Below are 15,168 nucleotides of genomic sequence, written 5' to 3' on the forward strand. Positions count from 1 at the left end.
CCGGTGCGGTCAACGGGTCCGCTATCACCATTCATCGCCCGGGCCGACCCTGCATCCCGAAGCGCCCCGGATGCCCGGATGATCGGGAAAGCGTGTAATGGGAGTGATGCTCTTCCGGGTTCCGCAGGGAAGACGATGCCATGTCCCGTACGCGAAACGGCTCCAAGGGCGGTCTGCGCAGGCTGGGGGAGTGGTGCGCCCGGCACTTCGTGATCGTCCTGATCGCCTGGCTCGTGGCCCTGGTGGCCCTCCAGGCCCTGAACCGGTCCTTCGGCGGGGAGTACTCCGACAACTTCTCGCTGCCCGGCGTCCAGTCGCAGGAGGGCCTCGACGTGCTGAAGCGGCACGACCCGGCGGCCGGCGGCTACAGCAGCCAGATCGTGCTGCACGACGGTGACAAGGCGCTCTCCTCGCTCGACTCGCAGATGTCCACGACCGTCACCGATCTCCAGAAACTGCCGCACGTCCTGTCCGCGCAGAACCCGCTGTCCACGCCCGCCTCGAAGGTCGGCCCGCTGTCCTCGGACGGGAGGACGGCGTACATCACGGTCCGCTTCGACGTCCAGCCATCGACCCTGGGCGACGGCTACCTCCACGGCGTCGACAAGGCCGTACAGCCGCTGCGGGCGGCCGGGGCCGACGTCGAGTACGGCGGCCCGCTCGGCGAACTCGCCCGGCCCGCCGCCGACGACAGGGTGAGCGAACTGATCGGGTTCGCCGTGGCGATCGTCGTCCTGCTGGTCGGCTTCGGCAGTGTGATCGCCGCCGGGATCCCCCTGGTGACCGCGTTGATCAGTGTGATCGGAGGACTCGCCTGCCTGGGGCTGCTGGCCTCGGCGTTCACCTTCGCGACCGTCTCGCCCACGCTGGCCACGATGATCGGACTCGGTGTCGGCATCGACTACGCGCTCTTCCAGATCACCCGCCACCGGCAGAGCCTGATGGACGGCAAGGATCCGGTGCACGCGGCGGGCGGGGCCACCGCCACCAGCGGACGAGCCGTCCTGGTCTCCGGCTGCACGGTGATCATCGCCCTGGCCGGACTGTCCGCGTCCGGGGTGGCGTTCATCGGGAAACTCGGTCTCGCCGCCGCCGTGACGGTCGTCTCCGCCGTCCTCGGCGCCCTGACCCTGGTCCCGGCCCTGCTGGGGCTGATCGGCAGCCGGATCGACCGCTACCGGGTCCGCAGGCCCGTCGCCGAGACCGGCGCCGGCGAGGGCGAGAGCCCGCAGGGGACCTGGCACCGGTACGCCCAACGGGTCGAGCGGCGGCCCTGGCGCTATCTGGCCGCGGGCGTGACGGCCGTCGTCGTCCTCGCCATCCCCGTCTTCTCCATCCAGCTCGGCCACATCGGCGACGGCGCCGACCCCACCTCCTTCACCGACCGGCGGGCCTACGACCTGATGACCGACGCCTTCGGGCCCGGCTCCAACGGACCGCTCACCGTCGTCATCGACCAGACGTCCGTGCCGTCCTCCCAGCGCTCCGAGCTGTCCTCCAAGGCGCAGAAGACCCTCGACGGGGTGTCCGGCGCCGCCGCCGTGACCACGCTGACGCCCACCAAGGACGGGGACGTCCTGCTCGCCACGGTCTACTCCGAGAAGTCCCCGCAGAGCGCCACCACCACGGACCTCACCAACCGCCTCGTGGACACCACGCTGCCCGCCGCGGTCTCCGGCACCGACGCCAAGGGGTACGTCACCGGCACGACCGCCGCCCAGGTCGACTTCCGCGACATCGTCTCCAGCCGGCTGCCGCTGATCATCGGCGTGGTCGTCGCCCTCGCCTTCCTGATCATCCTCGCGGTCTTCCGCGGGCTGCTCGTCGCCGTGAAGGCGGCCGTCCTCAACGTCCTGTCGATCGCCGCCTCCTACGGCGTCGTCGTCGCCGTCTTCCAGTGGGGCTGGGGCGGCCCCGCGCTCGGCGTCTCCGGCAAGGTGCCCATCGAGAGCTATGTCCCGATGATGATGTTCGCGATCATCTTTGGGCTGAGCATGGACTACGAGATCTTCCTGCTCTCCCGGGTGCACGAGGCCTGGCTGCGCACCGGGGACGCCAAGGCCTCCGTGGCCCACGCCCTGGAGATCACCGCCCGGGTCATCACCTGCGCGGCACTGATCATGGTGAGCGTCTTCGCCGCGTTCATCGTCAGCGACAACATCGTGGTCAAGATGCTCGGACTCGGCCTCGCCGTGAGCGTGCTGATCGACGCGACCGTCGTACGGCTGCTCATGGTCCCCGCCGTCATGACCCTGCTGGGCCGGCGTGCCTGGTGGACGCCCCGGTGGCTCGACCGGATCCTCCCGCACATCGACGCCGAGGGGGAGCACGAGACGGACGGGGCGGTCAGCGGGGCCCCGGGGGCACCGGCGCGAGAACGAGCATCGTGACGTCGTCCTGCAGCTCCGGGGCGTAGCGCACGAGGTCGGCCCAGACCCGCTCCAGGAGGTCCGGGAGGTCACCGGCGAACCCGGCGATCCGGTCGAGCAGCGGATAGAAGTCCCCGGCGGCGTCACGGGCCTCCCAGACGCCGTCCGAAGCCAGGAAGAGCCGGTCTCCGGGCCGCAGCGGGACCGTGACCCCCTTCGGCGGCGTGGCGTCGGCCAGACCCAGGCCCAGCGGGGTGCCCACCGGGACGTCGAGCTCCACGGCCCGCCCGTCGCGCAGCAGGACCGGGCCGGGCTGCCCGCACGCCACGATCCGTACGGCCGCGGCGCCGAACTCCAGCACCACCGCCGTCGCGAACAGCTCCGAGTGGCGCACGGTCGCGGAGTCCACCACCAGCCGCCGGTCCAGCCGAGCGGCCACGGACTCGGGGTCCGGCCGGTCCAGCACCGCCTCCCGGAAGGCCCCCAGCAACGAGGCCACGGTGGCTACGGCCGACAGCCCGTGCCCCTGGACGTCGCCCATCACCGCCCGCACCCCGCAGGACCCCTCCCGCACGTCGAAGAAGTCGCCCCCGACCAGCGTCCCGCGCTGCGCGGCCCGGTACAGCCCCGCGCACCGCACGCTCGCCACCCGCTCGGGCAGCGGCGGCACCACGGCCCGCTGCGCGGCCTCCGCGACCGCCCGCTCGGTCACCAACTGGGCGTCCCGCCGGCTGCGGACGAAGGACACGACCACACTGAGCGCGGCGACGAAGCCCACGGTCAGCAGGTCGGTGCTGCCCGGATCGTTCAGCCGGAACATCGGCACGTTCAGCACGACAAGGACGAGCCCGCCGAGCACGGCCGTCGCCAGCGGCCCGTACGACAGCACGGCGAGCGGCGGGATGGCGCCCAGCAGGAACCCGATGTCGAGCGGCCCGGGGCTCGCGAGGGTGGCCACGCACACCCCCGCCAGCATCGCGGCGGGCAGCACCCGCACCCAGCCCGGCGGCGGCGCGCCCCGCAGCCAGCTCCGCCGGTCCCGGTCGCGCAGTCCGCTCACACCACCACGCTGCTACGACCCGCCCGGCCCCGCACGCCGAACCGCGTCTAGAACGGCGTGAGCGTCAGCCGGATCCCGGTCGGAGCGGTGTCCTGGACGTAGGAGGCGAAGTCGGCCACGTCGTCGAAGGCGAAGCCGTAAGCCTTGCCGTCCGCCGTGGCCGCGTGCATGGCCTTGGCGTAGTGGTTGGTGAGCCCGGTCCGGTAGAAGGCGGCGGGGTCGGTGGTCGGCTGGGCGGCGGAGCTCACCAGCGTCGACCGGTTGAACCCGGCGCCGAGTACCGCGGCGACCGGCCCCGTCGTGCCGTCGTTGGGAGCGGCGAGGGCGCCGTGGCAGAACAGCACGTCCCGGGTCGACGGGCGGGCGAAGGAGACCTGGGCAGGCCCGGTGAACACCAACTGCTCCCCGCGCACCCGGCCGGTGAAGGCGCCCGCGTTCGTGGTGACGGTCAGGTCCCTGCCGGTGTACGTGCTCCACACCTCGTCGATGTAGGGCGCGAGGTAGTCCGCCGGGAACAGGCCGGCGTCCAGGCCGTGACCGGGCGCGATGACCCGCGTGTCGTCCACGACGAGGGGCGCGAACTCCGGGACCTGGCGTACGGCGGCGAAGGCGGCGGCCCGCCCGGAGGCGCGCAGGGTGCCCGTCGTCTGGTCCTGCGCCCCGGTCAGCCGGATGCTCAGCGGCACGCTGAACATGTCCACCATGGTGGTGTTGCAGAACATGCCCGACGCGTTGTACGTGAACTCGGCGCAGTCGTGCAGCACCGGGTAGTTGGGGTCGGAGGCCACCCAGCCGGCCGGGTACTGGAGGGCGGGGTTGCCGTTGCCGTCGGCGACCACCTTGAACTTCAGCTTCGTGCCCAGGGACACGTAGATCCGGCCGGACAGGTAGGGGAGCGACACACTTGTCTCGCCGCTGCCGGACAGGGGTATCGCGTAGTCGGTGTACCCGTCGGCGCCGTTGTCGGAGAGGGCGACCGGGGCGAGGGTGCCGTCGGGGGTGACGCGGACCTGCCTGCCGTCCTGGTTGCCGACGATGTACAGGTGGACGTTGGCGTTGTCGAAGGCGCCGGTGTTGTTGACGACGGTCAGCGGCAGGGCTCCGGCCGCCGTGCCGCCGTCGGTGTCGGCGAGGGCGTGGGGGGCCAGGGCGGCGACGGCGGGCGCGGCGGCCATCGCCCCGCCGAGAGCGAAGAGGACCTTGCGGCGACCGACGCGGCGCGGGTGACGAGGTGTCATGTGGGGGGTCTCCTAGGGGTGGTGAGAGCGCTCTCAGAGGGGGGTGAGGTCCGATCGTACGGATGGTTGATGCCGCGACAAGCGGAGCTGACGGCGTTTAATCCGGCCTTAAGGACCGTTTAAGCGGGGGCGGGATCCGGCGGGCGGGACGCGGTGAGGCCGACGGAGGGGCACCGGAGCGGCGGGCGTGTGCCGTGTCCGGGTAAACGGATGGACGCCGCTCCCGGAGGTGTCGTAGCGTGAGCGGCCACGCCTCGAGACCAGCGGAAGGAGGCGAGTGCCGTGCAGTCCACGACCCCTCAGCGCTCCCTCTCCGTCGTCCCGGCGTGCCTCGTCTGACCGGGAGCGCTCCTCGCAGTACGCATCCCGGAGGAATCCACCATGACCGAACCGGTCATCCGCGCGCTCGACGAGAGCGACGCCCACCTGTTCGACGCCCTGCCCGACCCCCTCGGCGCCCGTGAGTCCCACCGGCTCACCCGGCACCGCCTCGACTGGAAGCGCGTCGCCCTGCGCGACGGCGCGGTCGTGGCGCGCGGCGCCTGGTGGGGCGGCCCCGACGACACCGCGCCCCTCAACATCAACTGGTTCGACGTGGCGGAGGGGGAGGAGGAGGCCGGCGTCGAACTCCTGCGCAGCGCGCCCTGGCAGGTCGAGCTGGAGATGAACCTGCCCGCGGGCTGGCGCGACGACCCCGCTCTGCGGGCCGCCGCCGAGTCCCGCCTCACCGCCGTGCGGAAGGCCGGGTACGAGCTCCTGGTCGAGCGGTTGCTGTACCGGTGGACGCCGGAGCACGGGCTGCCCGAGCGGCCCGGACGGCTGGAGTTCCGGCCCGAACCGGACGACGCGGTCTTCTTCGACCTGCTGCGCCGCGTCCACTCCGTCACCCTCGACGCGCACGCCCTCAAGGCCGTCGAGGAGGGCGGCCTCGACCGTGCTGCCCAGGAGGAGCTCGACTTCTTCCACTGGTGCCCCTCACCGCGTGAGTGGTGGCAGATCGCGTACACCCCGCAGGGTGAGGTCGCGGGGATGCACATCCCGGCCCACAACCCCTCGGGGCCCTGTGTCGGGTTCATCGGGGTCGTGCCGGAACACCGCGGCCGCGGCTACGCCTACGACCTGCTCGCCGAGTGCACGCACTACCTGGTCGAACAGGGCGCCGAGTTCGTCTCCGGCGCGACGGACCTGGGGAACTTCCCGATGGCCCGGAACTTCGCCAAGGCGGGCTATCCCGTGGTCCGCGAGCGCCTGAACTACCGGCCTACGGGGACCGCCTGAGGCCTGGTCGGACTGTTGGTGCCGGGTGCCGGGTGCCGTGCTGTTCACCACGGTGACGTTCGAGCCCGCCGGCCCGCGGGACGGGACGCGCAACGGATCCTTCTGGCCGGCGGGACCTTCTCCGGCGGGGCGCCTTGGCGTCCACGTCATGGTGCCCGGCGGGGGAGCGCGCCGCCCCGCGGGGGGCTGGGCGGTACGGGGGTCGAGTGACCCTCTTCGGCTGGAGTGGCCGGGTGGCTGCGCCGTGACGGTCCCGGCGCCCGGCAAGGCCCCGCTTCGGCGTGCGACTTGGTGACCCCAGTGCGTCTTCGGCTGGAGTGGCCGGGTGGCTCCGCCATGACCGCCCTGGTCTCGGCGCGCAGCTAGGCCCCGCCTCGTCGTGTGACTTGGTGACCAGCAGGGCGTCTGCGGAGGAATGGGCGGGGCGCCGGCGCCGTGACGAACACGGCCCGGCGCCCGGCAAGGCCCCGCCTCGTCATGCGACTTGGTATCGAGCAGGGCGTCTTCGGCTGGAGGGTTGGGTGGCCACTCCGTGACGGTCCTGGCCCCGGTGCCCGGCAGGGCCCGCCTCCGCGTATCTCGGTGACCCCCAATGCGTCTGCGGCTGGAGCAGCCAGGTGTCGGCGCCGTGACGACCACGGCCCCGGTGCCCGCCCAGGCCCCGCCTCGTCGTGCGACTTGGTGACCCCAGTGCGTCTTCGGCGGGAGTGGCCCGGCGGCTGCTCCGCGACGACCACGATCCCGGCGCCCTGCCAGGCCCCGCTTCGGCGGGCGACTTGGTGACCCCCAGGGCGCTCTTCGGCGGGAGTGGCTACTCCGTGACGACCACGATCACCACCCCGGCGCCCCCTAAGGCACCCGCTTCAGCGCGCGCTTGGTGATCCGCAAAGCCTCTCCGGCAGGGGGCCGCCGGGTGGTTACGCCGTGGCCCTCCCCGTTCCGGACGCCAGCAGGGTTTCCGCTTCGACCAGGATCTCGGTGACCCGCAGGGCGAACTCGGCGTCGCACGGGTGGGGCCGGCCGGTGCGGGCGGCGGTGAGCAGGCCGTCGGCGGCGCGGAGGAGGGCCGGGACGACACCCTCCGACGACTGCGGGAGCAGGGCGACTCCGCCCGCGCCCCGCAGTTCGACGCCGGCGCCCGCCGCCGCGGGCGGTGCCGTGAGGCTCAGCGTCAGGGTGCTCGACGCGCCGCCGGTGTGCGTCAGGACCAGATGGACGGTGTCCCCGGGACCGTGCGCGGCCGCCGCCACCCCGCGGACCTCGCCCAGCACCGGCAGCAGCACCGACAGGGCGTGCGGACCCACGTCCCACAGGGCGCCCTTCTCCCGCCGCCACGGCGAGTCGGCGAAGGGGCTCTCGCTGGTGAACACCGACCCCAGCCATTCGGCCCGCCCGGTGAACCAGCCCTCCACGCCCGCCTGTTCACCGATCCACGCCTGGGTCTCGGCGAGGAAGCGCGAGGTGAAGAACACCACCGAGGCGACCCCGCTCTCCCGGGCGGCCTCGACCACCGCCCGCCCCTGCTCGACCGTCGTCGCCAGGGGCTTGTCCAGCAGCAGATGGCACCCCGCCCGCGCGGCCCGCGCCGCCAGGTCGGCCTGCACGGCCGGCGGCAGGGCGACGGCGACGGCGTCCACGTCGGCGAGCAGCGCGTCGACCTCGTCGTAGGCGCGCGTGCCGTGCTCGTCGGCGAGTTCCTTGGCGGCGTCCGGGCGCCGGCCCCACACCCCGACGAAGTCCAGCTCCGGGTGCGCGCCGAGCGCGGGGGCGTGGGCCATCCTGGCCCAGGGACCGGTGCCGAGCAGTCCGATGCGCATGCGGTTGCCTCTCTCGCCGTTCTGTCGAACCTCACGATGACCGGACGGGACCGCCTGCCGGTCGAGGTGAGGGTGTCACACGCACACCGAGGACACGCAACCCCGGCACCTGCGCGGGTTGCCCCGGCGGCACGGTCCCGGATTCAGCACTCCGGTCGCTGAATGCGTTCTCATTCTTCTATTGGACCTCCGGTGTGTGCGGCGGTCAGGCTGAGGTGAGCCCGGATCCGCGTGACAGGCGAAAGAGGTGCAAGGTCATGCACACCCGCCGTATCGGTGATGTCGAAGTGAGCTCGATCGGACTGGGCGCGATGCCCATGTCCATCGAGGGACGGCCGGACGAGGAACGCTCGATCGCCACCGTCCACGCCGCGCTCGACGCGGGCGTGACCCTGATCGACACCGCCGACGCCTACCATCTGCACGCCGACGAGGTCGGGCACAACGAGACCCTGATCGCCAAGGCCCTCGCCTCCCACGACCGCGGCGGTGACGTCCTCGTCGCCACGAAGGGCGGGCATCTGCGTCCCGGGGACGGGAGTTGGACGCTCGACGGCAGCCCGGGCCACCTCAAGCGGGCCTGCGAGGCCTCGCTGCGCCGGCTGGGCGTGGAGGCGATCGGGCTCTACCAGTTCCACCGCCCCGACCCCCGCGTCCCGTACGAGGAGTCCGTCGGAGCCGTGCGCGACCTCCTCGACGAGGGCAAGATCCTGCGGGCGGGCGTCTCCAACGCGAACCCCGACCAGATCCGGCTGGCCGACGAGATCCTCGGCGGCCGACTGGTCTCCGTGCAGAACCAGTTCTCCCCGGCCTTCCGCTCCAGCGAGCCGGAACTGCGCCTGTGCGACGAGCTGGGCATCGCCTTCCTGCCCTGGAGCCCCCTCGGCGGCATCTCCCGGGCGGGCGAACTGGGTTCGGCGCACGCCCCGTTCGCGCGGATCGCCGAGAAGTACGGGGTGAGCCCGCAGCGGGTGTGCCTGGCCTGGATGCTCGCCAAGTCGCCGGTCGTCGTGCCGATCCCGGGCGCGAGCCGCCCCGAGACGATCCGCGACTCGCTCGCCGCGGCCGACCTGGTGCTCGACGCGGAGGAGCTCGCGGAGCTGGACGCCGCCTGAACCCACGTGCGGACTGGCCCTGGCATTCATGGTGTCCCTAGGATGGACTCCCTGTCCTGCCAGGCCAGTTGGCGGCACAAGCTGGGGGAATGATGAGCACCGGTAAGAACCTGTCCACGTCGATCGACGCCTCGGTACCCACGGCCGCGCGCATGTACGACCACTACCTCGGCGGCAAGGACAACTACGCGGCCGACCGGGCCGCCTGCGAGCAGCTCGACAAGGTCGTGCCGAGCACCCGCAGGCTCGCCGTGAACAACCGGCGCTTCCTCCAGCGGGTGGTGCGGACCCTGTCGACCGAGTACGGCATCCGGCAGTACCTGGACCACGGCTCCGGCCTGCCCACGCAGGACAACGTCCACCAGGTCGCGCAGCGCATCGACCCCACCACCCACGTGGTCTACGTCGACAACGACCCGATGGTCCTCGTCCACGGCCGGGCGCTGCTGGAGCAGGACGAGCGGACCACCGTCATTCACGCGGACATGCGGGAGACCGACCAGATCTTCGGGCACGAGGACACCCGGCGGCTGATCGATTTCTCGCAGCCCGTCGCCGTGCTGTTCAACTCGGTCATGCACTGCATCCCCGACAGCGAGACGGACGGACCGGCCGCGCTGGCCCGCCGGGTGCGCGAGCGGCTCGCGCCCGGCAGCTTCATGGTGATGTGCCAGCTCGTCAGCGAGGACCCCGAGGTCCGCGACTTCGTCACCGACTTCATGGACCAGGCCACACAGGGCCACTGGGGCCGGGTCCGTCAGGAGAAGGACGTCGCCGAGTGGTTCGACGGCCTGGAGATCCTCGACCCGGGCCTCGTGGAGGTCTCCACCTGGCGTCCGGACACCGAGGTGGCACCCCGCCAGCTCACCCACGAATGGATCGAGTTCGGCGGCGTCGCCCGACTCCCGTGACCCGACTCGGGTACGCCCCCGGCGCGGAACCTCCGAGGTCGCGCCGGGGGCGTACCCCTGCGGGCGGGAGCGCGTTCCGGGCGCACGCGCCGGTCGGTTCCGCAATTCACCTTTACGGGAGGGCGCGCGAGTGGACCGCACCATACGGACGGTGGAGGACGTGCTCCGGCTCCTCGACACGCTGCTCGCTCCCCAGGCCGATCACTGGACCGCGGACGCGGGCTCCTGGTGGGACGGCTTCTACGCGGACCGCTCCAAGCCGGTTCCCTTCTTCGTCGCGAAGCCGGACGAGAACCTCGTGTCCCACCTCGACCGCGGCCCCGTCACCGTCGGCCGCGCCCTCGACCTCGGCTGCGGTCCGGGACGCAACGCGCTGTACCTCGCCTCCCGGGGCTTCGAGGTCGACGCAGTCGATCTCTCACCGGCCGCGATCGCCTGGGCCGGGGAGCGTGCGCGCGAGGCGGCGGCGGACGTCCGTTTCGTGTGCGGCGACGCGTTCACCCTGTCGGGCACCGAACTCCGCGGCACCTACGACCTGATCTACGACTCCGGCTGCTTCCACCATCTGCCGCCGCACCGTCGGGTCAGCTACCTGGCCCTTCTCGAACGGCACCTCGCGCCCGGCTGGCCGCTTCGGCCTCGTCTGTTTCGCCGACGGCGCGGTCGGATCGGACCTGCCGGACGTGGAGGTGTACCGGCAGGGCGGGCTGGAAGGCGGTCTCGCCTACTCGGCCACGTCGCTGCGAGGGATCTTCCGCGACCTGACCGAGATCGAACTCCGGCGCATGCACGACGAGTCGCCCGAGTCCCCCCGCTTCGGCGAACCCTTCCTGTGGGCAGGGCTGTTCGGCCGTGACGGGTGACGGAGCCTCTCAGTCGCCGTAACGCTCCTTCATCGTCCGCTCCAGCATCCGCAGTGACTCGCGGGGTTCGAGCGCGTCGTCCGCCAGGCGGTCCAGGGCGAGGCGGTACTCCTCCGTCTCGTCGCGGTCCTCCAGGAAGTTGGCGCTCTTGATGTGCTCCAGGTACACGACGTCCGGCAGATCGAGCCCGCCGAACCGCAGATAGGTGATCGGGATGGCGGGCGCGGAGGCGTTCGTCACGTCCAGGGGGATGACCTGCACCGTCACGTTGCGGCGCTGTGCCATCTTGATCAGGTGGGCCAGTTGGGCCCGCATGACCTCGCGGCTGCCCAGCACGCGCAGCAGCACCGACTCGTCGATCACCGCCCAGAGCTGCGGGGCGTCCTCGCGCAGCAGCAACTGCGCACGCCGCATGCGCAGTTCGACGCGGCGCGCCACCTCGCTCGCCGCCGCGGTCGGCAGACCGCGCTCGACCACCGCGCGGGTGTAGTCCGGGGTCTGCAGCAGGCCGGGGACGTACTGGATCTCGAAGGTACGGATGGCCGCGGCCGCCTCCTGCAGTCCGACCAGCCGGTCGAACCACTCGGGCATCAGCCGCTTGTCGTACCGCTGCCACCAGCCCGGGTCACCGGCGCGCTGGAGCAGCTTGAGGAGCACCGAGGACTCGTAGTCCTCGGTGCCGTACAGCTCGAGGAGAGCGCATACGTCGCTCTCCGACGGGGGCTTGCGGCCCTTGCCCGACTCGATGCGGGACAGCTTCGCGGGGCTGAACCCGAGAGCCCGGGCCGCCTGGTCCTGGGCGAGCCCGGCATCCTCGCGGAAGCCCGCCAACTGGACGCCCACCAGCATCTTCAGCAGGGTGGGAGCCGGCTCGGTACGGTCCAGGTACGGTTCCAGGCGGGAGATGCGGTGGGACGCGGCAGACATCCTGACTCCCAGTAAACCGGCACAGAGACGACTCACACTATCGCACGCAGCGTGGCCGTACCGCACCATTCCGTAGGTGCCGGTCTCGGCCCGGGAGCCGGGGCCCGGCTCGTCCACGACCTCGGTCCCCTCACAGCAGGTGGTCGAACTCCCCGTCCTTCGCGCCGGCGAGGAACGCCGCGACCTCGGCCGGTGTGTAGACCAGCGCGGGGCCGTCGGGATCACGGGAGTTGCGCAGCGCGACGCCGCCGTCGACCAGTGAGGCCACTTCGACGCAGTTGCCCTCGGCGTTGCTGTGACGGCTCTTGACCCAGCGGGCGTTGATCGAGCTCGCCCGCACTCCGTTCTGCACTGGCACTGCAGTCTCCTTGCTGTTCACGATCTGTGCCGGGCGCCGTGCCCGGCCGTGCGGGGCGTCCAGGGGTGCGCCACCGCAACCTCCGTGGCCCCACCCGTCGTTCGCGCAATTTCTCGTGCAATTGCACGCGGGCGCCTTCAGCGTGGATAATAGCTCCGGCGTCAACCCCTGCGGTTGCGCCCTGTCTTGACGTCGCATCAAGGAGATGCCGTGTCGTCACCTGCGAACCATGTGCTCCGGCCGCCGAGCCAGGCCGCGCCGGAGGTGGGTGCTGCGGGCCCGGCCGGTGAGACCGTGCGGCGTCCGCGTCCGGCCGCCGTACCGCGACGACCGACGCCCGTCGCCAGGCGGGGCCCGCTGCCGCCGAGGCTCGGCTCTCCGGGTTCCGCCGCGCTGCTCGTCAACTGCAGCGCTCGGGGATTCGCCCGGGCCCGCGCCTTCACGCGCGAGACGCTGAGCTGCTGGTCCCTGGACCACCGCAGCGACGACGCCACCCTCGTGATCACCGAACTCGCGGCCAACGCCGTGGCCCACGCGGTGCTGCGGCCCGCGGCGGGAGGTGCGGACGAGGTGTGGCTGGGGTTGTCCTTCGACCCCAACCATCTGCTGGTGACCGTCTCCGACCCCGGTGACGAGCCGCCCGCCTACACCCCCGGAGACGTCACCGCCCTGCGGGAGAACGGCCGGGGTCTGTACATCGTCGACGCACTGGCCGAGGAGTGGGGCTGGACCTCACGGCCACCGGCCGGCAAGACCGTCTGGGCCAAGCTGTCGACCGCCCCTCCTCCCTGACATGACCGCCGCGGAAAGGTTTCACGCCATGCGCACCGCTCCGGACCAGCCGAGCAACGAGCGCACCAGCCGCCCACTGCCCACGACCGGGGTGGCGCGGACCACACCCCTCGCGGCGCTGAGCCGGGTGCCCTGGGGCGAGATCCAGGATTCCACCGGCTGCGCCGCGGCCATCCCCCTGCTCCTCAACAGCGTGGCCTGGGGGGACCCCGAGACCGCCGGTGCCGCACTCGGCGACCTGCGCAGGCGCATCTGCCAGTACGGCTTCGTCGTGGAGCAGGCCACCGCCGCCACGGTCCCCTTCCTCTGGGAGCTGGCCCAACTGCCCCAGGTGAGCTGCCGGGCGGAGATCATCCAACTGCTCAGGAGCATCGCCGGCGCCCGCCAGTGGGAGAGCACGGCGGCGGTCTACCCCAAGCTGCTCAACCACCGCGAGAACCCCGTGGTGTGGGAGCGCAGGGCCCGCCAGGCCGTCCGCGCCACGAGCGGGGCCCTGAGCCTGCTGATGGCGGACGACGACAGCGAGATCGCCCACGCCACCACGGAGCTCGCCCGCACTCTGGACGAGTAGGAGCGGCGGCGGCCACCTGGTGTAGTCCTGGCCGACGAGGGGGAGAAAGCGCTTGCCCTCCACACGGCAACCGGAAGGACCACCGACGATGGCATCGTCGCTGGAAAGACCGCTCGACCATCGCTACCGAGGCGAGCACCCGATCCGCACACTCGCCTACCTGCTCCGCGCCGACCGCCGCCGACTGGCCGGGGCCGTCGCGGTGTTCACCGTCAAGCACAGCCCGATCTGGCTGCTGCCCCTGATCACCGCGTCCATCATCGACACCGTCGTCCAGCACCAGCCGATCACCCGGCTGTGGACGAGCACCGGCGTCATCCTGTTCATCCTGCTGGTCAACTACCCCCTGCACCTCCTCTACGTCCGCCTCCTGTACGGCAGCGTCCGCCGCATGGGCACCACCCTGCGCTCCGCCCTGTGCACCCGCATGCAGCAGTTGTCCATCGGCTACCACTCCCGGGTCAGCGCCGGGGTGCTCCAGGCCAAGGTGGTGCGGGACGTCGAGACGGTCGAGCAGATGGTGCAGCAGACCGCGGAGACCGGCCTCGGCGCCACCACGGTGCTGATCGGCGGGCTGGCCATCATCGCCGTACGGACCCCCGAGTTCGTGCCCGTCTTCCTCGTCGTCGTGCCCGCCGCGGCCCTCGTCGTGGCCCGTCTCAGGGCCCGGCTGCGCACCCACAACGAGCACTTCCGCCACGAGGTCGAGACCCTCTCGTCGCGGGTCACGGAGATGACCCGCCTCATCCCCGTCACCCGCGCCCACGGTCTGGAGGGCAAGGCCCTGCACCGCATGGACGGCACCCTGCGCCGACTCCTGACCTCCGGGATGCGGTTGGACCTGGTCAACGGCCGCTTCGGCTCGCTCGCCTGGGTCGTGCTCAACGTGGTCGGCGTGCTCGTCCTCGCCGGCGCCGCGCTGGTGTCGTACTACGGCGTCTGGGGCGTCACCGCCGGCGACGTCGTCATGCTCAGCGCGTTCCTGACCACGCTCACCAACTCCACGACAACGTTGGCGGGACTCGCCCCGGTCATCACCAAGGGGCTGGAGTCCGTGCGTTCGGTCGGTGAAGTGCTCCAGGCGCCCGAACTGGAGGACAACGAGGGCAAGACCGCGGTCGACGCGGTGCGCGGGGCCGTCGAGTTCCAGGGCGTCGGCCACGCCTACGACAACGGGCGCCCCGCCGTACGGGACTTCACCCTGTCCGTCACCCCCGGCGAGACCATCGCCCTGGTCGGCGCGTCCGGCGCGGGCAAGTCCACCGTGCTCAACCTCGTCATCGGCTTCATCCGGCCCACCTCGGGGCGGCTGCTGCTCGACGGGACGGACATGAACACCCTGGACCTGCGCACCTACCGGCGCTTCCTGTCCGTCGTACCGCAGGAGTCCGTCCTGTTCGACGGCACGATCCGCGACAACGTCGCCTACGGCATGGACGACGCCGACGAGCGGACGGTGCGCGCGGCGCTGCGCGACGCGAACGCCCTGGAGTTCGTGGACCGGCTGCCGCAGGGCCTGGACACCCTCGTCGGCGAGCGCGGGGCACGCCTGTCGGGCGGCCAGCGCCAGCGTCTGGCCATCGCCCGCGCCCTGATCCGGGACCCGCGGGTGCTCGTGCTCGACGAGGCGACCTCGGCCCTGGACACCCGCTCCGAGGCGCTCGTCCAGCAGGCGCTCGCCCGGCTGCTGCACGGCCGGACCACCTTCGTGGTCGCGCACCGGCTGTCCACCGTGCGGGGCGCCGACCGGATCGTGGTGCTGGGGGAGGGCCGGATCCTGGAGACCGGCACCCACGAGGAACTCCTGCGCCGCGGCGGGGCCTACACCGCGCTGCACGCCGGACAACTCGCCTGAGGCCCGCCGGGCCC

At 72.0% G+C, this 15,168-nt stretch carries 12 protein-coding genes and 1 pseudogene; 8 read left to right on the top strand and 5 right to left on the bottom strand.

Translation table 11 applies throughout. The annotated features are described in order from the left end of the window. Positions 1-140 precede the first annotated feature (140 nt). Positions 141-2,390 carry an MMPL family transporter gene (locus ACZ66S_RS13480; protein ID WP_469901636.1) on the top strand — a complete coding sequence of 750 codons (2,250 nt, stop codon included), beginning with the start codon at positions 141-143 and terminating at the stop codon, positions 2,388-2,390. Here the strand turns inward: ACZ66S_RS13480 and ACZ66S_RS13485 are convergent. Both ACZ66S_RS13485 and ACZ66S_RS13490 read right to left on the bottom strand, forming a co-directional pair. Next, a complete protein-coding gene (locus tag ACZ66S_RS13485) occupies positions 2,347-3,420 on the bottom strand; it encodes a PP2C family protein-serine/threonine phosphatase (protein ID WP_469901747.1) in 1,074 nt (357 codons plus the stop codon). The two genes, ACZ66S_RS13480 and ACZ66S_RS13485, sit on opposite strands and share 44 nt — an antisense overlap. Positions 3,421-3,476: 56 nt before the next feature. Then, on the bottom strand, positions 3,477-4,667 hold the full coding sequence (locus tag ACZ66S_RS13490; RefSeq protein ID WP_469901637.1) for a glycoside hydrolase family 64 protein: 1,191 nt from the start codon (positions 4,665-4,667) through the stop codon (positions 3,477-3,479). A gap of 381 nt (positions 4,668-5,048) precedes the next feature. Here ACZ66S_RS13490 and ACZ66S_RS13495 point away from each other — a divergent pair, with 381 nt between their 5' ends. After that, on the top strand, positions 5,049-5,945 hold the full coding sequence (locus tag ACZ66S_RS13495; RefSeq protein WP_469901638.1) for a GNAT family N-acetyltransferase: 897 nt from the start codon (positions 5,049-5,051) through the stop codon (positions 5,943-5,945). A gap of 917 nt (positions 5,946-6,862) precedes the next feature. Here ACZ66S_RS13495 and ACZ66S_RS13500 read toward each other — a convergent pair. Beyond that, positions 6,863-7,762 carry a Gfo/Idh/MocA family protein gene (locus ACZ66S_RS13500; RefSeq protein ID WP_469901639.1) on the bottom strand — a complete coding sequence of 300 codons (900 nt, stop codon included), beginning with the start codon at positions 7,760-7,762 and terminating at the stop codon, positions 6,863-6,865. Positions 7,763-8,019: 257 nt separating this feature from the next. On the opposite strand from ACZ66S_RS13500, the gene ACZ66S_RS13505 reads away from it, so the two are divergent. The 3 genes and pseudogenes from ACZ66S_RS13505 (at position 8,020) to ACZ66S_RS13515 (ending at position 10,651) form a co-directional block, all read left to right on the top strand. Further along, positions 8,020-8,877, top strand: a complete 858-nt coding sequence (locus tag ACZ66S_RS13505; protein WP_469901640.1) for an aldo/keto reductase — start codon at positions 8,020-8,022, stop codon at positions 8,875-8,877. A gap of 92 nt (positions 8,878-8,969) precedes the next feature. Next, positions 8,970-9,788: an SAM-dependent methyltransferase gene (locus ACZ66S_RS13510; RefSeq protein ID WP_469901748.1), complete on the top strand. Its 819-nt coding sequence runs from the start codon at positions 8,970-8,972 to the stop codon at positions 9,786-9,788. A gap of 130 nt (positions 9,789-9,918) precedes the next feature. Beyond that, a pseudogene (locus ACZ66S_RS13515) lies at positions 9,919-10,651 on the top strand (class I SAM-dependent methyltransferase). 9 nt (positions 10,652-10,660) lie between these two features. Here ACZ66S_RS13515 and ACZ66S_RS13520 read toward each other — a convergent pair. Both ACZ66S_RS13520 and ACZ66S_RS13525 read right to left on the bottom strand, forming a co-directional pair. Beyond that, on the bottom strand, positions 10,661-11,578 hold the full coding sequence (locus tag ACZ66S_RS13520; RefSeq protein ID WP_469901641.1) for a helix-turn-helix domain-containing protein: 918 nt from the start codon (positions 11,576-11,578) through the stop codon (positions 10,661-10,663). Positions 11,579-11,708: 130 nt separating this feature from the next. Continuing rightward, a complete protein-coding gene (locus ACZ66S_RS13525; RefSeq protein WP_469901749.1) occupies positions 11,709-11,930 on the bottom strand; it encodes a DUF397 domain-containing protein in 222 nt (73 codons plus the stop codon). Between the two features lie 216 nt (positions 11,931-12,146). On the opposite strand from ACZ66S_RS13525, the gene ACZ66S_RS13530 reads away from it, so the two are divergent. From ACZ66S_RS13530 to ACZ66S_RS13540, 3 genes are all read left to right on the top strand, one after another. Next, the gene (locus tag ACZ66S_RS13530) at positions 12,147-12,728 is read left to right on the top strand and encodes an ATP-binding protein (RefSeq protein WP_469901642.1); all 582 of its coding nucleotides are present in this window, start codon (positions 12,147-12,149) and stop codon (positions 12,726-12,728) included. Positions 12,729-12,756: 28 nt separating this feature from the next. After that, on the top strand, positions 12,757-13,299 hold the full coding sequence (locus ACZ66S_RS13535; protein ID WP_469901643.1) for a hypothetical protein: 543 nt from the start codon (positions 12,757-12,759) through the stop codon (positions 13,297-13,299). A gap of 88 nt (positions 13,300-13,387) precedes the next feature. Next, positions 13,388-15,154: an ABC transporter ATP-binding protein gene (locus ACZ66S_RS13540; protein ID WP_469901644.1), complete on the top strand. Its 1,767-nt coding sequence runs from the start codon at positions 13,388-13,390 to the stop codon at positions 15,152-15,154. Positions 15,155-15,168 lie beyond the last annotated feature (14 nt).

The sequence above is a fragment of the Streptomyces sp. NPDC107471 genome, from assembly GCF_055582845.1.